This is a genomic window from Bartonella sp. TS82HLJMH (assembly GCF_042193495.1).
Lineage (GTDB): Bacteria > Pseudomonadota > Alphaproteobacteria > Rhizobiales > Rhizobiaceae > Bartonella > Bartonella grahamii.
The window spans coordinates 1-22,477 of the sequence record NZ_JBHILU010000018.1; the positions used below are offsets into that span (position 1 = coordinate 1).

Below are 22,477 nucleotides of genomic sequence, written 5' to 3' on the forward strand. Positions count from 1 at the left end.
CTTCGCGTTGATCATTCAGAACGCCTTTTAGATATGGCTAAGAAATTAGATATATCTGTATCATTTTTATCTTCTGTCGAGATTGGCAAAAAATCTGTTCCTGTAGGACTGGAGGAAAAGATCATAGAGCTTTATGGTTTAGATAAAGAGAAGGCTTTACTCTTAAGGAAAGCAGCTTATGCTTGTCGCAAAAGTTTTACAATCAAGACTTCTGATCCGTTGAGGCGTGAAGCTGTTGGTGAGTTTGTTAGAAATTTAGAGAATTTTTCACAACAAACCGTAGCAGAATTAAAAGACTTTCTTGAGAAAGTTGGTAAAAAAAGAGGCGTCCTATAGAGATGTGTTGCAAAATCCTATTCCCTCACTTTTATTTACGCGTCCCTCACTGTAAAAAACATATGGAAACTCAATAAATTATTTTGGATAAAAAAGAGCATGGTGCCCAAAAGAGGACTCGAACCTCCACGCCTTGCGGCACAGGTACCTGAAACCTGCGCGTCTACCAATTCCGCCATCTGGGCTCATAAAATTGATCTAAGCGTATGAAGCAATTCTGTCAATGAAATTATAGAATTTATTTTTTTAGCTTAAAACGATTGAATTGATTTTTTGGGAGATCATGATTTTAGAAGTTTAAGGTGCGAGGACTGTCTTCGATAAAATTGTTGAATCCGGATTAAATGTATAAATAATAGGAATGCCGGTCGCTAATTCTTGAGATATAATTTCCTCACCGGAGAGACCTTCAAGCGCCATAATAAGAGCACGAAGAGAGTTTCCATGCGCTGCGATCAAAACAGTTTGGGAGCGCAAAATATGAGGCTGGATGTGGTAAAGATAATAAGGCCAGATGCGCGCACCGGTGTCGCGTAGGCTTTCTCCATTCGGGGGCGCAATCGTATAAGAGCGGCGCCACATTTGCACTTGCTCTTGTCCCCATTGTTGGCGTACTTCATCTTTATTTAAACCAGAAAGATTACCATAATTACGTTCATTTAATGCGGGATTTTTTATCACTTCTAAATCTGATTGTCCCATTTGCTCTAAAATGTGCTGAGCCGTTTTTTGAGCACGCTGTAAGGCAGATGTATAAGCGATATCAAACTTCAAACCATATTCTTTCAGTTTTTTTCCTGCTGCTATCGCTTCTGCATGACCTTTTTCTGTTAAATCGGGATCTTTCCAACCGGTAAAAAGGTTTTTGAGATTCCATTCACTTTGTCCATGACGAATTAGTACAAGTATGCGTTCCATTATGAATTGCCTCTATTCTATTGATTGTTTAAAATTCATCGTTCAATCCCAAAACATCGAGCATTGAATAAAGACCGTTTTCATGATTTTTTGCCCACAAAGCTGCTTTTAATGCGCCATTGGCAAAGATAGAGCGTTCTTGCGCTGTATGTGAAAGAATGATGCGCTCATGGGAACCGGCAAAAATGACACTGTGTTCTCCAACAACTGTTCCACCACGTGAACAAGAAAAGCCAATGGAGCCTTTTTCGCGTTTACCTATATGACCATTGCGTTCGTTGACACATACATTTTTAAGCATAACATTGCGCCCTTCAGCTGCTGCTTGGCCAAGAAGAAGGGCTGTTCCAGAAGGGGCGTCAACTTTGTTCGCGTGATGCATTTCATAAACTTCGATATCAAAATCATCGGCGCCTAATGCTTTAGCGGCTTTCTTTACAAGGTTGGCCAAAAGATTTATTCCAAGGCTCATATTTCCGGATTTGACAATTGTTGTATATTTCGCAAAATCTGCAATTTTTTCTTCTTCTGTTTTGCTAAATCCTGTGGTGCCAATAATATGGATAAGGCTTTTTTGAGCAGCGTAGTTAGCATAAAGAATACTGGCTTCTGGTTGAGAAAAATCTAAAATACCTTCTGTGTTAGAAAAGGCATTTTCAGGATCGTCAGTAATGCCAATTCCAAGAGAATCTGAACCAATTAAGGCACTGGCATCTTTTCCTACAAACGGTGAGCCTTTGCGTACAAGAACAGCACAAAGTTCTACATCTCTCCTCTGTTGGATTGCTGTAATGAGTTCACGTCCCATTCTTCCATTTGCACCAACAACTGTAAGGCGCATTCTTATCTCCTTATGACATTTCACTGTGCAGTATAGGCAAATTCTTGCCTTCTTTCCAATGGTTCTTTTTCTTTATAGGAAAAAAGTTTTCCTGCTTTAATTTATCTTGTTGTGCTGTAAAACACTGTTGTTTAGAGAAAGTAATATATGATCTACAAATCTAAATAGAGATGTTTTTCGTTAGAGTGTGTGATGAATATTCCTAAGTAAGGTTTGCTTATGAAACCTAATGAAGATTGTGTATTACTTCACGTTTTTGTTTCTTTCGTTCTTTAAGGGGAGGGGCGTTCTTCATGCAAAACAAGATCTCCCAAACAAATACACTTATGTTGTCAATTCATGCGCTTGTCTTAAAGAAATATTTCTCAATACTTCTAAACTTATTTTATGATAGTGCTCGTGAGTGGTATCACGAGAGAGTATCCATGAATAATATACAATCTATTCTGCGCCACTATCTTTATGCTTCATAAAAGAGAAAATTAGCACTACCGTACGTTTTGTTAGCCTTTAATGTTTTAACAATCCTTGGTACTTAGGCATTTCCATTCTTTTCTTTAATATTTTTTCACGAACCAATTCCATATGTGACGCATAAGCAAGCGATTTTGATTGTTTCAAATTTGATGAAGGTAATGAGAAAAAGGTATTTGGAATTGATGATTCAAGTTAAAAAAAAAGATTATTTAATCATTTTATATCAATATGTTATCTATTAATAAAATCACGTAAAAGGGGGGTGGAAATAAGGGAGCAACAAGAAGTTGGATTGTTTACACACGAGAGTTGGTCGGATTCTTTATCTTTTAGGAAAGTCAGTTGAAAAAATTGTTATGTTGTAAAAACGCATGATGAGGCTTTGTTTATTATAGAGCAAAGAGTATATATGTTATGCAATGCGCTTTTTCATATATTGGGGAGAATGGAGGATAATATGTGTTAAGTATTGTTATTTTATTTGCCTAGCTTCCAGTGATGCTACAGCTCTTATATTTAAAGAGAGTATTTAAAATCCTTTCTTATTATTCCTATGCTAATCTTTTTTGTGATACGTCAAGAAAGTGATTTTTTTCATGCATTATAAGGGGGATAAAATAAGAAAATATTATGGGGGGCTTATTCTCTGTTTAATATGATTCTAAATCAATGTATTATCGTATTGTTTATACGCATGCATAAAAATTCATAAGCCTATAAATATCCTTTAGATAAAATATTGTTTTTACTTTTGTTTGTGGGAGAAGGCTAGAAATCAAGATCTGCATAGTGAGCACTTGCAACAATTCCGCGGACGCGATCTGTTAAAAGAGAACGAAAAGAAGGGCGTGATTTAATTCTCATATACCAGTCTTTGGCAGCAGGAGATTGTTCCCAGTCAATTTCCCCTAGAAAGTCAAGTACAGAAATAGAGGCTGCTGCTGCTAGGTCTGCATAGGACAAGGCAGAGCCGACTAAGCTATCGCGAGAAGCACAGAGCCAGTTGAGATAGTTCATATGTGGTAAAATATTGGCACGTGCATTGCGTAAAATTTGTGAATTAGGAGCACCACCGCCAATGGCAAGTGGCATTTCACGTTTATGGATTCGTTCTCGTACGATATGGCGCGTTGCTTCATTTTCGAATTTATTTAAGAACCAGTCATTGAGACGGCGTACTTCCGCACGATCTAAAGGATTTTCCGGAAAGAGCTTATTGTCTTGTCGTAAACTTCCATGTGTTTCGTCTAAATATTCGCAGATAACAAGAGGACCTGATAATGGAACCTCGTGTTCATCGAGAAAAACAGGAACATGACCAGCGGGATTGAGGGCTAGAAATTCGTGTCTTCTTGCCCATTCATATTCTTCAATCAGTTGAGTGGTTACACCATATTCCCCAAGAATGAGGCGTATGAAGCGCGAGGCAGCGGATAGGGGAGAGTGAAAAAGTGTCAGCATAATTTACACTATCAAATAGAGTTGATGAGAATTCTTTCAAGTAATCATTTTTATAAAGATGCTTGACTAGAAGTACAAGATCATTAGCAGCTGCTAGTAATTATAATTAATAAATTGTTAATAATAGCAATTGTTCTTTTATGCGATGGTTTGCAAAATGGCAGCACGTAATTCTTCTAAACCGAGAGCTTTTTCTGAAGAGGTTACAAGAAGCTCAGGATAAGCTGCCGGACGTTTGAGAAGCTTTGTTTGTGTGCTCATAATTAATTTTTCCAAGGCATTTGATTTGATTTTATCGCTTTTTGTCAAAACAATTTGATAAGAAACGGCTGCTTTATCAAGGAGAGCAAGAACATCTTCATCATTATTTTTGATTCCGTGCCGTGAATCAATTAAGATATATACACGTTTTAATGTTGTGCGTCCCCGTAAATAGCTAAAAATCAAATTTGTCCACGCATCAACCAGATTTTTAGGAGCAGCAGCGAAACCATAACCAGGCATATCTACTAATGCTAGAGGGGGAAGATCTCCCAGCTGCCCACTGAAGCCATCAGGGACAAAATAATTAAGCTCTTGAGTTCGTCCTGGTGTATTTGAGGTGCGTGCTAAGCTTTTTTGTTGGACGAGTGCGTTTATTAAAGATGATTTTCCAACATTGGAACGTCCTGCAAATGCAATTTCTGGTGGTCCTTCAGGGGGGAGAAAGCGTATTGCTGGTACACCACGAATAAAAATCCAATTGCGAAAAAAAATTCCAGAAAGGGAAGAATCTCTTGTCATTCATGCACTTCTTTTTTGGGTGATTTTCTCCACATGGTTTTCAGATTATCGAAAAGCTCAATTTTAACTCCTTGGCGCTTCATCATGATACCTTGCTGAATGATTGATAATATATTGTTCCATGCCCAATAGATAACGAGACCAACAGGGAAAGAGGCGAGCATAAAAGTAAAGACAACAGGCATCCATGTGAATATCATCGCTTGGGTTTGGTCTTGAGGAGCGGGATTCATACGCATTTGTAAAAACATCGTTATTCCCATAATCAAAGGCCATGCACCAATCATAAGGAATGTTGGAGTTGTATACGGTAAGAGACCAAACAAGTTAAAAAGAGAAGTTGGATCGGGTGCCGCTAAATCTTTAATCCAGCCAAAGAAAGGGGCATGGCGCATTTCAATGGTGATATAGAGAACTTTATAAAGAGCAAAGAATATTGGGAATTGAACCAACATTGGCCAACAACCAGCAAGGGGATTAATGTTTTCGGTTTTATATAGTTCTATTATTGCTTGTTGTTGCTTGGTTCTATCATCGGGATATTTTTCTTTTATTTCTAGCAACCGCGGTTGTAAAAGCTTCATGCGTGCCATAGATTTATAAGATTTATTGGCTAGAGGAAAAAGAAGAGTTTTTAAGAGCACCGTGACAAGAAGGATGGCGATACCAAAATTTCCTGTTTGTTTATAAAGAACATCAATGAGAGAAAACATTGGTTTGGTGATGAAATCAAACCAACCCCAGTCAATTAAAAGAGCAAACTTTTTGATTTTTAGATCATTTTGATAGTTATTAATAATTTCAACTTGTTTTGCACCAGCAAAAAGCCGATTTGTAATAGTTTTTGTTTCATTTGGGGCAATCGTTAAAAGCGATCCTAGCAAGTCAGACTGATAATGCGTTTGCAAACGATCAAAATAAATAAAACGGCTTGTATATTCTTTATTTTGCGGGGGAATAACTGCTACAGCCCAATATTTATCGGTAATACCAATCCAACCTCCTGTTACTTTTGAGAAAGTCATACTCTTTTGCCCATTATCCGGATTTGGATCAAGCTCTGCTAAGGTTTTATATTTTTCAGTTTTGAGCGAATCTCCTGCAATACCTATCATACCTTCATGAAGTAAATAGGTTGCATTTGTATGTTCTGGTGGTGCTGCACGTGCAACGCGGGCATAGGACGAGAGATATATTGGTTCATCACTTTCATTGCTGATAGAATCCTCAATGGTAAACATGAAATGATCATCAACAGAAAGGATACGCCGGAAGATCTGTCCCTGTCCATTATTATAAATTAAAGTGATGGGTGTTGAAGGAGTCAAGATTGTATTGTTTCCCTCTATTTCCCATTGTGTATTCGATTGTGGCAAAGCTTTTGCTGGTAAAGATGCACTTGCAAAACCAAATTCAGCAAGATAGGTCGTTTTGAAACCCTTAGGATTAAGCAAATCGATTTCCGGTGATTTTTTATCGACTGTTAAACGATATTTTTTGAGGTGAAGATCATCAAATTGTGCACCAACAAGATTAATAGAGCCTTCCAGTTCATTAGTTTTGATCGCAATACGCTTTGTTTTGGCCAATACAGCTTTCCGGATTTCAGGTGTCATTGGCTGTTCGATGATAGATGCTGCTTGATGCGTTGAGGTATCGTCAGAAAAATCCGTCGTGGTAGTAGAAAGGGCTGATTGTTGTTTTGACAATTGCTGTGTGATGACTTGTTGTTTTTGTAACTTTGCTTGTTTGGGAGCAACATGGAGAAATTGCCATGCGATGAGCACTACGAAAGATAAGCCAATAGCGATAAAGAAATTGCGGTTATATTCCATCCGTACACCCTTGTTGTTGTTGCTGATGTTTTATTTTTGGTTTTATTCGCCGATTTAACTCACTAATTAAGGATGTAAAAGGCGCATGTAACGCATCACGATATGCTACAATGACATAGTCTGTTCCTGCTTCCATGTGGTTTGTTACACCAACTCTTACGGCTTCACGCAAGCGCCTCTTGATACGATTACGTTTCACAGCATTACCGTTTTTACGGGTAACAGTGAATCCTACACGTGCAGCAAGAGAATCTTTTTTTTCTGTTGTTTGTTCACGAGATTTAACTTCGAGCAAAAACAAAGGACCACGCCGCTTTTCTCCTGTACGGACAGCCAAAAATTCTGCTCTTTTGCGAATACGGCAGGGATGTTTTTTCTTCATAAAAGAACATTTCGCAATTTCACTAAATGCCTGCAAGCAGGCATTAGAGGTTCATAACAAAAGTTTCACAACGAAGAAATGGTGAGCGATCCTCAACGATTGTGAAAATTTAAATGATCAAGCAGAGAGCCGCTTACGTCCACGAGCACGTCTTGCAGCAATAACTTTACGTCCTCCAGCTGTGGCCATGCGTGCACGAAACCCATGGCGGCGTTTACGGACAAGTTTAGAGGGTTGGTAAGTACGTTTCATTTATTTAAATACCGCGGAGTGCGGCCCTTCTTAATCTTCGTTTTATGAGCAGTTATGCGCGAGATGAATGATTTTATCCTATCATACGGCTGTTAACCCATAAGGAAAAATATAAAAAAAGTCAATCTTAGATTGTTTTTCTCGCTCTTGAAAGAATACAAAACACCTTATAACTGTCTGTGATACTTTTTTACGATACTGTAAGAGTGTCAAAAATAACGATTGAGTCTACAGAAAATAAATGACTAGGGCGTTAAAGAATTAAAGAAAGTGTGACTGATTACTGTATGCTCAATTTAAAGTATCCTTTAATATTAAAAGTTTTTTTCAGTTTTTGTTTTTACAAATTTTTTATCAGAACATTCATTAAAGTGGTTGTAGACAAACACGATTGATAGGATTTTATAGCAGATTTTATGTTTGAGATCCTTTATTTAGGATGGTTTCATATTTTTAAAGAGATAAGATATAAGTAATTTATACTTTATAATTCTGAGTAAAGTAGAAAATTATCAGGTGATGAACCTGTAAGTATTTTTCGTTCTTATGCTTGTATTTGCTGGTATTTTTATAGAGAGGAAAGAACGTGGATCCTATTACAAGTGAGGTTGTCCGCAACGTATTACGTAAAATCAAAGGACCAGATCTTGAAAGTGATATTGTGTCGTTGGGGCTTCTTTCAGAAATATTGATTGCTGATGGTAAGGTTTTTTTTTCCATTACAGTTCCTGATGGAGGTGTGCAAGAATGGGAATCATTGCGTCGTTCTGCTGAAAAGGTGGTATGTGCTTTGGAGGGAGTGGAATCTGTTGTTGTCACACTTACAGCAGAAAAAACAACAAAGGCAGCACCTAGACGGAGAGCAAATCTCTTACCGGTCAAAATGCCCATAGAAGGTGTGCGGCATGTGATTGCTATTGCTTCTGGAAAAGGAGGGGTCGGAAAATCTACGATGGCAATAAATATCGCCTTAGCTTTACAAGATTCTGGTTTCAAGACGGGGGTGATGGATGCTGATATTTATGGTCCATCTTTGCCGCGTTTGACAGGACTTGTTAATCAAAAACCACAGCTCATTGGAGAAAAAAAGATTCAACCTCTTGAAAAATTCGGACTTAAATTGATGTCGATGGGATTTTTGGTTGAGGAAGAAAAGCCGGTAGTATGGCGTGGTCCTATGGTTATGGCAGCGGTAACGCAATTGTTACGAGATGTTGTATGGGGACCTCTGGACGTTTTAGTCGTTGATATGCCGCCCGGTACAGGGGATGCACAATTAACGCTTGCCCAACAGGTACAATTAACAGGTGCGTTGGTTGTCTCTACGCCCCAAGATCTTGCTTTAGTGGATGCGCGTAAAGCAATAGAAATGTTCATGAAAGTCAATGTTCCTATTTTAGGAATTATTGAGAATATGAGTTATTTTATCGCCCCTGATACGGGAAAACGCTATGATATTTTTGGCTATGGTGGTGCACGGGCAGAAGCGGAACGTCGAGAAGTCCCTTTCCTAGCGGAAATACCGCTTGATGCAGCTTTACGATTTTCTTCAGATGAGGGGATCCCTATTTTTGTTGCTAAGCCTAGTGAAGAGCATACTAAACTGTATCGTAAAATTGTTGATCAAATAAAAAATCAACTTTTTTAAATGGATGTTTGTTTAAGAGAGTTTATTAAAACACAATCATGGAAGACGTAAAAATAGTTGCTTCTTTGTAAGGGGAAGTTTTAATGTGTGAGTGGAGTATATAGGTTAAATAAACAAAAAATTATTCATACGTTTGGATAACCTGAAGGGGACCCAAATTAGAAGAGATAGAGCCATGAGGTAGAAAAAATATTGGTATTGAGGATAAAAGAAGACAAAAAATAAAAATAATTTAGAAAAATTGTAAAAGGTTGTAAAAAATATTTAAAAAATCAATTCTTTTCATAAGGTGGTATCTTTTTCAGGTGTAAAAAGCATTTTTCGATATGAGTTTTCTTGATATAAATCTTCAACATTTAGCTCTTTCTTATTGAGATGATAAAAAAATGTTGGTCAAGTCTTTTTAGAAGCATTCATTTTTTGCAAAGTAGCCTCAAGAGCCGTTGTTAAAGCATTCCTTCCCCCTTGATGAGAAAAGTAATTTGACAAAAATTCATTTGTTCCACCCTTTGTTGAAAACTCTTTTTCAAGCAATGCAAAATCGAGAAATGCAGAACGATTCGTTGCTATAATTTTACGCATTTCATCCGTAAGATTTCCAAACATCATGGTAAGGAATTCTGCTGATTGCTGTTTTTTTAACCCCTGTGTTATAAACCACTGATGGGCTGTTTCTATAAAATTAAAATATACTCCCATCAGAGAACCAGCTGTCATAAAAAGATTAAATTGCTCTTCCTTATCCAGCACCAATGTGCCCCCCAATGCATCAAATAAAGTGCGTAAAAAGGGATGATCGGGATAGATTGGTGTCAAATTTTTGCATTCTGCAACAAAAGGTAATGGAACAGCACGATAAACTTTATGATTAATCCACTCTTCTATTTCTGCTGCTTTTGCCATAGCAAGTACAGAAATAACCAGCTGTTCTGGACGAAAATGAAGAGAGCGCAAAACGCCTTCTGCAATTTGGTTGGGCAAGCAAAGAAAAACACAATCACTAACATCAAGCAACGCTTGGTTATTTTCAGCAATTATAACTTTATCATAAGTGTTTGAAAGGCGCTCTGCTGTTTGTGCATTGCGAGGTGAAACAATAATGGAAGAAACATCAAAGGTGCTTGTCATGAGTCCATTCACCATTGAAGCACTGATTGTACCCGTTCCCAAAAAGCCAAGTTTCATTTCTATTTCTCAGTTTTATATTTTAAAAGGAATCTCAATCAACATCTCAGGTGTTTTAACTAACATAAGCGCTAATTGAAGAGGCAACACATATCATAGCAAGAAAAATCAAGCCCAAATAGATTTTTGGTTTGTCAAAGAGAACGGCAAAAGCAGAAAACCAACCAACAACAGCTGCGGCTAATGCAAATAAAAAACCTGGTTTATTCATAAGTACAATATGCATTGCCATTAAACCACCAATAATCAGCGCTCCAAAAACAATGAGTAAACCTGTTGCAAACTTTTCATAATCATCCATATTTCACTCCTTATAGCGCTCAAACGGTTACACACTTTTTAACGCATATGCACATAAAAACGAAATGTTTTTTATTGAGTATAGTTAAAATGGGGTCTGCCTCTTATTGATCAGATGTAAAAAATGCAGGGATATGCTGTGGCCAACGCCAAGGTAAAATTGCAATCAAATCAAAGCGTACAGATAAAAGGGCATAATCTTTTTGCCGTGCGAGCCAAATATCGGCTGCTGCCTCAATTCGCCTTTCATTCATTCGGGAAACCGCTTCCATTGCTTCAGCCAACGTTGAACGTGCTTTAACTTCAACAATTAACACAAGATTTCCACGTCGTGCAATTAAATCAATTTCCCCACATTTTGTTTTAAAACGCATTTCGGCAATGTGAAACCCTTTGCAACGTAGCCACCAAGCTGCCAATTTTTCTGCACGAATCCCTCGATAAAAAGACTTTTGTCTGCGTTTTTTTTGTATCATCTTACGCATTTTTTAAAAAAACTAACCGCTGAAAAAGTTCCTGCTTTTTAAAACCGGTCTCTTTTGCAACCAAAGCTGCTGCTTGAGCAGCAGAATGTGTCTGCGCGCGTTCTAATAGCATTTCATCAATTTCTTGATCACTTATCACATTTAAAGAAGAGGATGATTCTCCAACAAGCACAACAATTTCCCCACGAATATGTGCTTGTTTTCTGTAATTTTCCAACAAATTCCCTAAATTGGAAACATCTACTGTTTCAAACTTCTTTGTTAATTCACGACAAATGGCAGCAGGTCGATCAGCCGAAAAAAGAGTGACCATATCCTGTAAAGTTTCAACAAGACGATGCGGTGATTCATAAAAAATCAAAGTTGCTGGAATCTCTTTTAATTGTTCCAACCGTTTTCTGCGCTGTAGCTTGCGTGCACTCAAAAAACCTGCAAAAAAAAAGCTATCAGTAGGAAGCCCTGTCGGTATAAGAGCGGCTAAAAGAGCGGATGCTCCAGGAATAGGAATAATTTTATGACCAGCTTTACGGGCTTCTTCTACCAATCTAAATCCGGGATCAGAAATAAGTGGTGTTCCCGCATCTGAAACAAGCGCTACTGTTTTGTTTTCTGCTAAAGCCGCTAAGAGCTTCGGACCCGCTTTTTGCGCATTATATTCATGATAGAGAAAAGTTTTTTTTTGAATACCGTAACGTTCCAACAAAATACGTGTTACCCGCGTATCCTCACACGCTAAAATATCAATTCCTGCAAGCACTTGCAAAGCACGAAGCGTAATATCTGCAAGATTTCCGATAGGCGTTGCCACAAGATAAAGCCCTGATTCTATAACGGGTGCAGAATAAGCATGCGCACCTATAAAATATGCTTTTTCACACATGCTCTTTTCTTTTCATCAAATTTCCCTCACCACAAGATTTTTATCCATACTCATAAGCCATTTTGGCTCATTTTTACCAGCACATTTTTATCATTATAAAGGCTTACCTTACTCGAATAATCGATTACACTTCAATAAGATAATCTCATCTTTAACGTCTTAATCTAACATTATTATCTATTTTGATCCGCGTTATTTTTTTAGTAAAACAAATTCCAGATGTAACCAATATTCTATCAGCTCCATGATTTTCTATAAAGTTTTTCCTTCGAGAACCAAAAAACAATTTTACCTATGCCACCATCTCACGCTTGGCTGTGCTCTTTTAAAAGCTAAGCTTTTTAGACTATTTCCATAACGCCTATCTTTCAAATATTCTATTGATATCCAAACTGTTTTTCTGAGCAAATGTAAACAGCCTGTTTTGAAACATAAACAGCTAATTGTATTGTTATTGATCAAAGATAAGCCCTTATCAGAAAAATATTTCATTTTTTCATATTCTCTACAGCTTTAACAGTATGAATGAGTACCTTAGAAACGTTTAAGGCTAATTTTTATCTTAAAGATTTGATTTATAATTGATAATTTATCGTTTTGCATATTGATTAGGAGCTTTAAATATCGTAAAACTATCTCATCTCATAGTCAATTAATCAAAATCATTTTCGTGCACTTTGAAGCCTTCTCAAAGCAAAGATTATTGCATCACTGGGGCTCGCAGAGAAAATGATGCTGTTAGCTCGTATTTTTTATTTCGTAAATATGGAAGTGTTTGTTCACAGGAGTACGTTATACTTTTTTTGAATAGTGTCGCAAAATAATTGTTCGATATGTGTTAAGAGCTATCTCTTAAAAACAAGCCCATGAGTGAACAACACAAGTCTGTTTTAATTTTGGATGCCTTATTTTTCTGAAGGATATGCTCCCATAAAAAAACGTAAGTAATAAAAGCAGGGGCAATTTGTGGTTTCTTCTTTTTAAAAGATATTGTGATGCTTTTGAAAGTTCTAAAACCGAATGGATAGATGATAGTAAAGAGGAAAACAGGTTTCTCTCCTTTCAGATTTCATATTCTTGCTAAATGAAGCTGTATTTTCGTTTCAGAGATTAATCAAATAGAATACGCAATATTTTTGCTCTAACTACAAAAGCTGGAACGGCGCGCAGAGCTTTCATTTACCTTAATCTTTCTTTTAAATATACTACTTGTGTTAAATTTGGATGTTGATTTACAAGAAACAGCGAATGCACAAGCTTTATAAGAAAAACAACCCTATAAAACGCGTCATAGAGTGGTCATGAAAGCTATTTTGGCTTTTTATCAGATGGTTTTGCTAATAGCGATAGTCTCCATGGTTTGGCATCTGCTTATTCTTACGGTGTTTGTACATATTCATTGCGATTGGTAAAGGTTAGATGCAAGGGGATTATCCTTGATGAAAAAATAAAAGGTCAATGTGATATTAAAGATTTTTTCGTGTCATTATTAGTAGAAACATTGAAATAGCTTGAACAAGCATGCTCTTTATCTCGTTATCTCGCAATGTTTTTTCTACATTTGTCTGTGGTTTTCTTTAGTGAGCATTACTTGGCAAAGTGTAAGAGAAAAAATAAACTTGAAGCGCATCTTCATGGGTTTTGTTCTTGGCTAGTTAAAACAATTGATGTTTCTTATGAGGGGGCTAAAAGCATTTTGGATCATATAGGAGAGGGGGCAAAGTAGAGCGGACTTATTTTCCTTCAGATTTTCGAGAAGCGCGGCTGTTTCTTTATCGCAGAATTGTCAAGATATATTCATTATTGTTTTGTCATTTAGATAAAAAATTTTTGATAAAAATATGTTATGTTTTGCTATTGAAAAAAGTCATGCGGTGGGGAGAGTGTTTTATATGAAAATAGAGTCCTTTTTACATTGTGAAAGAACGTATGCAGGAAGGGGATTGATAGATTTCTGATCTGAGGGAAATATTTTTATTTATTACGTTTTGTATATTTCAATTTTAGGAGAGTGAACAATGATTATACATTGGGGCATTACATATTGGGATAGAAGGGGCCCTCATTGCCTTGCGGACAGGTCCAAGTGATATTTTGGTTCGGATCTTTGATATCGCATGTTTTACAATGTATGCAATTTGAAGCGTTGATAATATAAGTCAGATGATCATTATACTCTAGCCACTCGTAGACAGCGGCGGGGCAATAGTGTGTGGAAGGTGCCCCATAGATTGCATATTCGGAGTCTTTTTGTTTTCTTAATGAGGCTATTTTTAAATGGCAAGGTTGATTTTCTTCATGGTGAGTATTGGAAAGGGCAACACTTGAAAGGCGATCAAAAGTTACAACACCATCTGGTTTTGGGTAAGCAATGGGTTGAAATTTTTCTGCTGTTTCAAGATATGCATAATCTTCCTTTTTGTGGGGGAGTGTTTTAAATAAGGAAAATCCGAACAGTTGTTGCCACCACATATCAAAACCGGCAAGTTTAATTCCATATTTTGTCCCATATTTTGCCCAGAGCGGTTTGACATTTCGCACTTTATAAAGATCTTTGCCAATAGGACCTTTTCGCCACTGTTCTTCGATTTCTTTGACCTCATCATGGGCACGTCCTTGCGCGAGAGCGGTAGCGATTTTATCGGCAGCTAATATGCCAGATAAGATGGCATTGTGTGAGCCTTTGATACGAGGAACATTGACAAAGCCAGCAGAGCAGCCAATAAGTGCTCCACCAGGAAAGGTGAGTTTTGGTACAGATTGCCAACCTCCTTCGCTGATAACACGTGCACCATAGGAAAGACGTTTTGCACCTTTGAAGATTTCATAGAGTTTTGGATGTGTTTTAAAACGTTGAAATTCTTCAAAAGGAGAAAGATAAGGATTTTTGTAATCTAAGTGCACAACAAAACCGACAGAAATGACATTATTTTCTTGGTGATAAAGAAAGCCACCACCACCGGTATTATTGTCTAAGGGCCAACCGGTGAAATGTTGCACTAAACCGCGTTGGTGTTTATGGGGATCAATTTCCCAGAGTTCTTTGAGGCCAAGACCAAATTTTTGTGGTTCACGATTTTTGCTAAGGTTGAAATGTTGTATTAGTTGTTTTGCAATTGAGCCGCGTGCTCCTTCCGCAATCAGAGTATATTTTGCCAATAACGCCATACCAGGCATATAATTTTTTCCATGAGTACCATCTTTGTTAAGCCCCATATCACCGGTGAGAACACCAATGATAGCTCCGTTATCTTTTTGGATGATGGGCTCTGTTGCTGCAAAACCAGGATAGATTTCAACACCCAACGCTTCAGCTTTTTTGCTTAGCCAGCGGCAGACGCTCCCAAGCGAAACGATATAACATCCGTTATTTGATAAGATTCTGGGATGCAAAATATTGGGCAATAGTGTCGCTTTTTGAGACTTTAGAAAAAAAAATTGGTCTTGGGTGACTGGGGTTGTGAAGGGATGGTCGTTGTCATTTCTCCATTCTGGTAAGAGTGTATCGATACCAATGGGGTCAACAACTGCGCCCGAGAGAATATGTGCACCAACTTCGGTCCCTTTTTCAACAATTGTGACAGAAAGCTCAGGATTAATTTGTTTAAAACGAATTGCGGCAGAAAGTCCTGCAGGTCCTGCTCCGACAATGACTATATCAAACTCCATACTTTCACGTTGGTCATGCAGAGGTGCTTTCATGGCTTATAAAGCTTTCTCCAATTCTGGAATAATTTGGTGGAGATCACCTACAAGGCTGTAATCAGCAATTTGCATGATGGGAGCTTCTTCATCTTTATTAATGGCAACAATAATTTGTGCGTCCATTATACCGGCTAAATGCTGGATTGCACCGGAAATGCCAACGGCGATATAGAGTTTAGGGGCAACGACTTTCCCTGTTTGTCCAATTTGCCAGTCATTGGGAGCATAGCCTGCATCAACTGCTGCGCGGCTGGCACCTAAAGCGGCATCTAATTTGTTGGCAAGGGGAAGAAGAAGTGCCGTAAATTGTTCTTGAGAACCAAGACCACGCCCGCCTGATACAATAACACGCGCAGAGGTAAGATCAGGACGATCACTTTTGTTGGTTTCTGCTTTTACGAAAGAAGAAAGATTTGGATTGGGAGCTGGTGTTATTATTTTAATGGGAGCAGAATTATTTTGGGAAGGCGTTGGTGTGAAAGAAGCTGTACGAACTGTTATAATTTTTTTATGATCATTGGTGCGGACGGTTTCAAGTACATTGCCTGCATAAATGGGTCGTTTGAAGGTATCGGGTGAAAGAACAGCGGTAATGTCTGAAATTTGCATAAGATCAAGAAGGGCTGCTACGCGTGGCATCACATTTTTTCCAGTGCTGCTGGATGTAGCCATGATCACATCATAATCATTTGCTAACGTGAGAATTGTATCTGCCATAGGCTCGGCAAGTTGATGGGCTAAATAGTCTGCTTTTGCAATAAGAACTTGCCGCACACCATTAAGTTTAGCACTATTTTCCGCTATCGTTTGAATTTTTTCTCCGCACACCAGAATATCGATATCATTACTGAGTGCGCGTGCAGCGGTGAGCGCTTTTGCTGTTTCTTCTGTATTATGATCAGCCAATAAAAGAATTGCCATAAGTTTTTGCCTTTTTATGTGAGTGTTGCTTTTACTCTAGTGGTGAGAATATTAAATGCAGTTCTTTTGTTTTAGCGCACTGACAAGCTCTGCTACATTCGCCACTTTAATACCGGATTGACGGGGTTTTGGCTCTTCAACGCTTAAAATTGTTAAGCGTGCTTCCGTATCGATTCCAAGATTAGCAAGAGGTTTTTGTTCAATGATTTTCTTTTTTGCTTTCATTATATTGGGAAGAGAGGTGTAACGCGGTTCATTGAGCCGTAGATCGGCGGTCATAACCATGGGAAGGGGAAGACAAAGAGTTTGTGTTCCATTATCAACTTCACGAGTAACTGTAGCATGCTCATTTTCTATGTTAAGGTGTGAGGTGAAAGTTGCCTGTCCCCAACCAAGAAGAGCAGCGAGCATTTGTCCTGTTTGGTTGCTATCGTCATCAATTGCTTGTTTTCCTAAAAAGACCATATCGGGTTTTTCTTCATCAACAATAGCTTTGAGAACCTTAGCAATTGCTAAGGGTTCAAGTGTTTGATCCGTTGTGACAAGAAGTGCGCGATCAGCGCCCATTGCAAGTCCTGTTCGTAGAGTTTCTTGGGCTGCTTCTGGCCCAATTGAAACAAGAAGAACTTCTGAAATTTTACCGGATTCTTTCTGGCGAATAGCCTCCTCCACGGCTATCTCATCAAAAGGATTCATAGACATTTTTACGTGAGACAGATCAACACCTGTACTATCGGGTTTGACGCGTATCTTGATGTTATAATCAACAACACGTTTGACAGCGACAATTATCTTCATAATGATCCTCTTTGTTTAGTATGACCACAAGTTTATAGCAATACTCATAAGAAACCAAATTATTTAGAATGAAGTCTCATTTATAACTTGTGTTATCTTTCATATAAGCTTTTTTTACGTTTACTTGTACTTTCTCGTCGTTATTTTTAATCTTCATATTTTTGCATTGCTATAATTGCCTTATTTGCTTGAATAAAAAGTAAAAAAATCAATCTTTCTTGTGAGAATATTCTTTATTAGTTTCTTATGCTTTGTTTATGATGGTGCAATAGGTCCTTTACACAATGAAAAATTAAGTGAAAAAGATAAAAATGGGGGAATGATTTTGCTCTTCAAATCTTGAAGACAGAAAAATTAAAGATCTGTTTTTCAAATATTTTGGATAAAGATTGGGGAAAATATTTCTAAAAAAAAGTTTTTAGGAGTTCTTAAAGCTCTATTTACTAAAATAGAGCACACTTTCTCATCATTTGTTGCGATTCTTTTCAAAAAGGTTAATGAGGGGTAGGCGTTTGTGAATACGAAGGGTCATACGATCGATCAGGCTACCAATCAGGTTAGGAATGGTAAATTCTTTTCTTTTGTTGAACAGAAAGAGAGAATGGATACTTCTGTAGAAGTAACGATGTCGGACATTGCTCAAAAATTACGCACCGTTTATACGCAAATGCAAATGAAGCATCCGCCCCGTTCTTTGATGCAGCAGGGTTCTGTAGAAGAGGATTTTAAATCTTACTTAGATGATATTAGTCGAGCCATTTTAGCTGAACATTATATACGTCGTCAAAGAGAAAAGAAGCTTTTTGAGTCTTTAGAGCAGATTAAAACAATTGTTAAAAGTTTGCAGAGCGAAAAAAAAAGCTTAGAAGAAGAAGCGGTAACACGACGGGTATCTTGTTCAAAATCACCTGTTTCTGTTGTACAAAAACTTGCTCATATGGAATGTAAGGAAAATCAAGAACATTTATTCCTTCAAAAGGTGCAAAATTTTTCGAAACAAAACGGTATAATTCCACTCCAAATAAATGTTGAAAATACGTTGCAGCAAGGAAATAGAAGCTCTTTGCTCGGTGATGCTCTGAAATCTTCTTTTAAAAAGGATGAGGGAGTAGTGAAGTGTGCTGTGATAGAAGAAAAGGGTATGATGGATGTTCAGGTATCTAATCATTGCTGTGAGAATGATTTTTCTTCTTTAAAGGTGCAGTCTCGGGAACATGTCTCATTTTTATCTTATTTGGTAAAAAAAAGTGTTCTTTGTTTTTTTACCGTTGTATTTGTGGTAGCGATAACGTTATGTCTTTATAGCTTTTTAAAAGGAGCTCGTTTTTTTTAATTTGTATGATGTTGATGTTAATAGATGTGAAATGTATTGCCCATTCGTGTTTGTGCGAAAGCTATAGTAACTAAAATTATTCTTTTAAACACGCAACAGAGATTATTGGAAAAGAGGATAATTGGAGAAGGATTCTCTAATTGTAAAAAAAAACCTCAAATTATCTTGAAGGTTCTGTAGGTGAGTATTTATTTACCAATTGCTGAAATGTCACTCAATATGCTGATCTTGATTGGTATGGGAGTTGTTGCTGGTTTTTTTTCAGGCCTTTTTGGAATCGGTGGTGGGTTTCTCATCACACCGTTATTGATTTTTTATAATATTCCTCCTGCTATTGCTGTTGGAACAGGTGCTAACCAGATGATTGCGTCATCTGTAACAGGAGCAATTACACATTTTAGAAGACGTACGCTCGATATTAAACTTGGTATTCTTTTGGCGATTGGAGGAGGGGGTGGTTCTTTAATCGGGATTCAGGTTTTCTCTGTTTTGAAAAAGTTAGGTCAATTAGACTTAATGATTTCGCTTCTTTATGTGATTCTTCTTGGAAGTGTAGGAAGCTTAATGATCGTTGAAAGTTGGTATGATATGATGCGCAAGCGTAAGGCAGGAAAAGCCAATATTCGTCTTGCTGGTCGACATAACTGGATTCATCGCTTACCCTTAAAAATGCGTTTTCGGACATCTATGATATATGTTAGCATTATTCCAGTTTTAGGGATTGGTCTCATTGTGGGGTTGTTGTCTTCTATTATGGGAATTGGTGGGGGGTTCTTTATGATACCAGCATTGATTTATCTTCTGCGTGTTCCAACTAGTGTGGTGATTGGGACTTCACTTTTTCAGATTACATTTGTGTCTTCTTTCACGACAGTTTTGCAAAGTATGACTAATCAGTCCGTTGATATTGTCTTGGCTTTTTTGTTAATGCTTGGAGGAAGTATTGGTGCGCAATATGGAACAAAGGCTGGACGGAAGTTAAAGGCTGAACAATTGCGTATGGCGCTTGCATGTTTAGTGTTGATTGTGTGTATGCGTCTTGCTTTTCAATTATTTATACGCCCTGATAATCTTTTCTCTCTGGATATTCTTATGAGATAAAAATGGGTAGATTATTTTCTTTATACATCATTGCAGGTTTTTTTTGTTTTATTTCTTTTTCTACATGGTCACATGTTGGGACGCCAGCTACACCCATTGATCAACTTGACCACGAAACTGTCCAAATTATCGTAACAACGAATACGATTACTGTGGATGCAAATTTTGCTGGTCGTGATCTTTATATTGCTGGTGTTTTGGAAAATATTGATCCGTTATATTCTCGACAGAACCGTTATGATATTGTTGTAAGCTTGGAGGGACAAAATCGGACAATGGTGATGCGAGAAAAAAAACGCAATGCCGGTGTATGGGTTAATACAGATTCTCTTATTTTTAAAAAGGTTCCTCTTTTTTACTCTATGGTCACAACACGTGAAATTGACGATATTACGAGCATTGAAGATTATAAACGCTTGGGGTTAGGATTACTCTATTTGCCATTACAGACGGATGAACAAGATCAGAAAAAAATACAAAGTTTTCGCGATGAACTTATAAAATTGCAAAAAGCTAAAAGCCTTTATTACGAGGAAGTAGGTGGTGTTCGTTTTGGTTCTGACACACTTTTCACAGCACATTTTCGTTTGCCAGCAAATATTCCTGTTGGACATTATAAAGTTCGTGCTTATCTTTTTCGTGATGGACAGTTTATTGATAGTGCAACAACGACTCTTGAAATTGTTAAAGCACATATCGCTTATACAATTTTTTATGCAGCGCACAAGTATCGCTTTTTATATGGTATTGTTGCAGTGATTATTGCTATTACTACAGGGTTTTTGTGTCGTTTGATTTTTAGAAAAGATTAGCGCAAGGAAAGTGTTAAGGCTTTTATTTTTTATGAAAAATTCGTAAGATAAGAAAAATAGGCACAACAATAATAGCTCCCGTCATAGTTATATGAAAGAAATTTGTAAGCGTTATAAATCCTGCTTCCCATAGTGATTGAAAAAAATCTACTATTCTTTGTATGAGGTTTCGAGGTGTCCATCCCAAAAAATTCATTACGATGCCAATGAAGAATGAAAGGATAAGCAATTTTAGACTAACACGGTTTAATGTTCCTCCAAGAAACGCATGAGAAGAATCTAACAATTTTTTCTTTCGGTTCATTTTAATATACTTTCGAAGATCGTGTTTTTTATTGTATTATCATAGTACAGCGATTTTATTATCATAAAAGAAAAACATTTTTTATTTTTTCTTACTTTTTTAAGTTCACTACCTTAGTACTGGTGTAATAACAGTGCTGTTTTTTGAAATATACGCGTATTTTATTGCATTTTCGCGATATTTTCAGGGCGCTTCATTTCATTAAATGAAGGGATATCCTTTTGTTGCTGAGAATTTGTAGAGAAATTTTATAACGTTTCGATATTCCGCGTCAGGGTGAGAGTTTGTGTTCGTTGAAGATTTTGTAACCGACTTATTGTTGTTGTGTATAGAAATAATATTTCAAGACAGTTTACTTAAAAAAAGACTATCTATTCTGATAAGGGTGTGCTTATATAGGTATTATATTTAGGTATTTCAACCTTAGTCATTGAAAAGATTTTTTTCTGAAAAAATGCAAGCAATGAATTGAGTGTTGTTAAAGGAGCAAAGGTATTTAAAATACGATATTGAAAAAAGCTTTGTTATGTACGGACGCGTGAGGGAATGTCAGAGGTTTGTGGTGCCCGTGCTCCTTTTATTTGGAAATAAGATATAATGAGAAGCTGTTATTTAGTGGGGAATTATGGAAAAATCCAAAATTCCTTTTGCAGAAGGGATAGAGGTGGTTGATGTTGGGCGATGGGCAAATTTTTCTGTTTTGTTGAAATATCAAATTATTATGAAGGCTCTTTGTTATTAAGGTTTTTGAGCTAACAGGGGATTGTCCTTTGATGGCATAAAAACGCTAGAGTAAAGAAGAGCTGAGCTTGTCCGACAAGAGAGAAGAAGTCTTTGTCTTATAGCCTTCAATGGTAGACGTTGTAATATTATCAATTGATTGGTGATAGGTTATGTCATTCATCATATATTAGATTGTTTTTCGGTGCATATTGGGGAGTGGTTTGTAGTTATGGGCATGAGGAGTAGTTGATAAGTGGTGTTGTTTGAAAGTTTTAATACTTTATCTTTCAGAGCCTATGGTTTGTCTAATTTTATTATTTTGCACATTCTTGTTGCGTGGGGAATTTATACAATAAACTTTAAAAGGAAAAGTCTATGAACTTAAAAAGAAAAACATTGAAAAGTAGCGGATCTCTTGTTGCTGCTCTTATTGCACTGGGAGTAGTTGTACAACAGGTTTCAGCAAAAACACCAGCTGATACCCTTGTGATGGCTTGGAATCTTGATGCAATCAGTACGTTTGATCCTGCGCAGCTCACGGATGTTTATGGAAGTGAAATTGTTCGCAATGTTTGTGATAATTTGGTCAGTACTGCGACAGATGATCCTGCTAAAATGGTTCCGGCTTTAGCAACACATTGGGATGTTTCAGGCGATGATCACAGTACGGTGATTACCTTTCATTTGCGTGATGGTTTGAAGTTTAACGATGGTAGATCAGCCAATGCCAATGACCTTGTTTGGGGTATGAAGCGGGTTGTCAAATTGAAGATGGGTAATGCAGCAATTTTTAATGAATATGGAATTACAGAACAAAATGTTGATGATGCTTTGCAAGCTCTTGATGATAAAACAGTGGTGATGAAATTTGATAAGCCTTATCCAGCAGAGCTCATTCTGAATAATATTGTTGCAAGTCCTGCAACAGCTTTGCTTGATCGTAAGACGATCATGAAACACGAAAAAAATGGTGATTTGGGAAATCAGTATTTAAAAA

Annotated in this window: 21 protein-coding genes and 1 tRNA gene; 6 read left to right on the plus strand and 16 right to left on the minus strand. The window is 37.2% G+C overall.

Annotated features, from left to right (window positions below; all coding sequences use genetic code 11):
• On the plus strand, positions 1 to 336 hold a 336-nt coding region (locus tag ACFIKO_RS07760), incomplete at its 5' end, for an XRE family transcriptional regulator (RefSeq protein WP_375673679.1).
• 100 nt (positions 337 to 436) lie between these two features.
• On the opposite strand, the gene ACFIKO_RS07765 is transcribed toward ACFIKO_RS07760, so the two are convergent.
• The 8 genes from ACFIKO_RS07765 to rpmH all read right to left on the minus strand — a co-directional run bounded on the left by ACFIKO_RS07765 (position 437) and on the right by rpmH (position 7,285).
• Positions 437 to 521: transfer RNA gene (locus ACFIKO_RS07765), tRNA-Leu, on the minus strand.
• A gap of 112 nt (positions 522 to 633) precedes the next feature.
• Positions 634 to 1,254, minus strand: coding sequence for a 2,3-bisphosphoglycerate-dependent phosphoglycerate mutase (locus ACFIKO_RS07770; protein WP_375620414.1), 621 nt, complete (start codon positions 1,252 to 1,254; stop codon positions 634 to 636).
• A 28-nt stretch (positions 1,255 to 1,282) separates the two neighbouring features.
• Positions 1,283 to 2,095, minus strand: coding sequence for a 4-hydroxy-tetrahydrodipicolinate reductase (gene dapB, locus ACFIKO_RS07775; protein WP_375620413.1), 813 nt, complete (start codon positions 2,093 to 2,095; stop codon positions 1,283 to 1,285).
• 1,245 nt (positions 2,096 to 3,340) lie between these two features.
• On the minus strand, positions 3,341 to 4,033 hold the full coding sequence (locus tag ACFIKO_RS07780) for a glutathione S-transferase family protein (protein ID WP_208439566.1): 693 nt from the start codon (positions 4,031 to 4,033) through the stop codon (positions 3,341 to 3,343).
• Positions 4,034 to 4,171: 138 nt separating this feature from the next.
• Positions 4,172 to 4,816 carry a ribosome biogenesis GTP-binding protein YihA/YsxC gene (gene yihA, locus ACFIKO_RS07785; protein ID WP_375620412.1) on the minus strand — a complete coding sequence of 215 codons (645 nt, stop codon included), beginning with the start codon at positions 4,814 to 4,816 and terminating at the stop codon, positions 4,172 to 4,174.
• Complete coding sequence (gene yidC, locus ACFIKO_RS07790) at positions 4,813 to 6,651, minus strand: membrane protein insertase YidC (protein ID WP_375620411.1); 1,839 nt, start codon at positions 6,649 to 6,651, stop codon at positions 4,813 to 4,815. Before yidC ends, yihA begins: the two co-directional genes overlap by 4 nt.
• The gene (rnpA, locus tag ACFIKO_RS07795; protein ID WP_375620410.1) at positions 6,641 to 7,033 is read right to left on the minus strand and encodes a ribonuclease P protein component; all 393 of its coding nucleotides are present in this window, start codon (positions 7,031 to 7,033) and stop codon (positions 6,641 to 6,643) included. Before rnpA ends, yidC begins: the two co-directional genes overlap by 11 nt.
• 117 nt (positions 7,034 to 7,150) lie before the next feature.
• Positions 7,151 to 7,285 (minus strand): 50S ribosomal protein L34, encoded by a 135-nt coding sequence (rpmH, locus tag ACFIKO_RS07800; protein WP_005864709.1) that lies wholly within the window; start codon positions 7,283 to 7,285, stop codon positions 7,151 to 7,153.
• A 586-nt stretch (positions 7,286 to 7,871) separates the two neighbouring features.
• Between rpmH and ACFIKO_RS07805 the strand changes: the two genes are divergently transcribed.
• A complete protein-coding gene (locus ACFIKO_RS07805) occupies positions 7,872 to 8,933 on the plus strand; it encodes an Mrp/NBP35 family ATP-binding protein (protein ID WP_375620408.1) in 1,062 nt (353 codons plus the stop codon).
• 393 nt (positions 8,934 to 9,326) lie between these two features.
• Here ACFIKO_RS07805 and ACFIKO_RS07810 read toward each other — a convergent pair whose 3' ends face one another.
• The 7 genes from ACFIKO_RS07810 to ACFIKO_RS07840 form a co-directional block, all read right to left on the minus strand.
• Entirely contained in the window at positions 9,327 to 10,118 is a 792-nt protein-coding gene (locus ACFIKO_RS07810) for a pyrroline-5-carboxylate reductase (protein ID WP_375620407.1), read from the minus strand.
• A gap of 55 nt (positions 10,119 to 10,173) precedes the next feature.
• Positions 10,174 to 10,419 carry a hypothetical protein gene (locus ACFIKO_RS07815; RefSeq protein WP_375673683.1) on the minus strand — a complete coding sequence of 82 codons (246 nt, stop codon included), beginning with the start codon at positions 10,417 to 10,419 and terminating at the stop codon, positions 10,174 to 10,176.
• Between the two features lie 103 nt (positions 10,420 to 10,522).
• Positions 10,523 to 10,891 carry a YraN family protein gene (locus ACFIKO_RS07820; RefSeq protein ID WP_375620416.1) on the minus strand — a complete coding sequence of 123 codons (369 nt, stop codon included), beginning with the start codon at positions 10,889 to 10,891 and terminating at the stop codon, positions 10,523 to 10,525.
• A gap of 4 nt (positions 10,892 to 10,895) precedes the next feature.
• Positions 10,896 to 11,783, minus strand: a complete 888-nt coding sequence (gene rsmI, locus ACFIKO_RS07825; protein ID WP_375620406.1) for a 16S rRNA (cytidine(1402)-2'-O)-methyltransferase — start codon at positions 11,781 to 11,783, stop codon at positions 10,896 to 10,898.
• A 2,037-nt stretch (positions 11,784 to 13,820) separates the two neighbouring features.
• The gene (locus tag ACFIKO_RS07830; RefSeq protein ID WP_375620405.1) at positions 13,821 to 15,485 is read right to left on the minus strand and encodes a 4Fe-4S dicluster domain-containing protein; all 1,665 of its coding nucleotides are present in this window, start codon (positions 15,483 to 15,485) and stop codon (positions 13,821 to 13,823) included.
• Positions 15,486 to 15,488: 3 nt separating this feature from the next.
• Positions 15,489 to 16,409 carry an electron transfer flavoprotein subunit alpha/FixB family protein gene (locus tag ACFIKO_RS07835; protein ID WP_375620404.1) on the minus strand — a complete coding sequence of 307 codons (921 nt, stop codon included), beginning with the start codon at positions 16,407 to 16,409 and terminating at the stop codon, positions 15,489 to 15,491.
• Positions 16,410 to 16,460: 51 nt separating this feature from the next.
• A complete protein-coding gene (locus ACFIKO_RS07840; RefSeq protein ID WP_375620403.1) occupies positions 16,461 to 17,207 on the minus strand; it encodes an electron transfer flavoprotein subunit beta/FixA family protein in 747 nt (248 codons plus the stop codon).
• 514 nt (positions 17,208 to 17,721) lie between these two features.
• Between ACFIKO_RS07840 and ACFIKO_RS07845 the strand changes: the two genes are divergently transcribed.
• From ACFIKO_RS07845 to ACFIKO_RS07855, 3 genes are all read left to right on the plus strand, one after another.
• Positions 17,722 to 18,540, plus strand: a complete 819-nt coding sequence (locus tag ACFIKO_RS07845; RefSeq protein ID WP_375620402.1) for a hypothetical protein — start codon at positions 17,722 to 17,724, stop codon at positions 18,538 to 18,540.
• Between the two features lie 180 nt (positions 18,541 to 18,720).
• A complete protein-coding gene (locus ACFIKO_RS07850) occupies positions 18,721 to 19,641 on the plus strand; it encodes a sulfite exporter TauE/SafE family protein (protein ID WP_375620401.1) in 921 nt (306 codons plus the stop codon).
• Between the two features lie 2 nt (positions 19,642 to 19,643).
• The gene (locus tag ACFIKO_RS07855) at positions 19,644 to 20,453 is read left to right on the plus strand and encodes a TIGR02186 family protein (RefSeq protein ID WP_375673686.1); all 810 of its coding nucleotides are present in this window, start codon (positions 19,644 to 19,646) and stop codon (positions 20,451 to 20,453) included.
• A gap of 22 nt (positions 20,454 to 20,475) precedes the next feature.
• Here the strand turns inward: ACFIKO_RS07855 and ACFIKO_RS07860 are convergent, their stop codons facing one another.
• Positions 20,476 to 20,757 (minus strand): DUF6460 domain-containing protein, encoded by a 282-nt coding sequence (locus tag ACFIKO_RS07860; protein ID WP_375620399.1) that lies wholly within the window; start codon positions 20,755 to 20,757, stop codon positions 20,476 to 20,478.
• Positions 20,758 to 21,855: 1,098 nt separating this feature from the next.
• Here ACFIKO_RS07860 and ACFIKO_RS07865 point away from each other — a divergent pair.
• Positions 21,856 to 22,477 (plus strand): ABC transporter substrate-binding protein (locus ACFIKO_RS07865; RefSeq protein ID WP_375673687.1); only part of this gene is annotated, 622 nt, incomplete at its 3' end.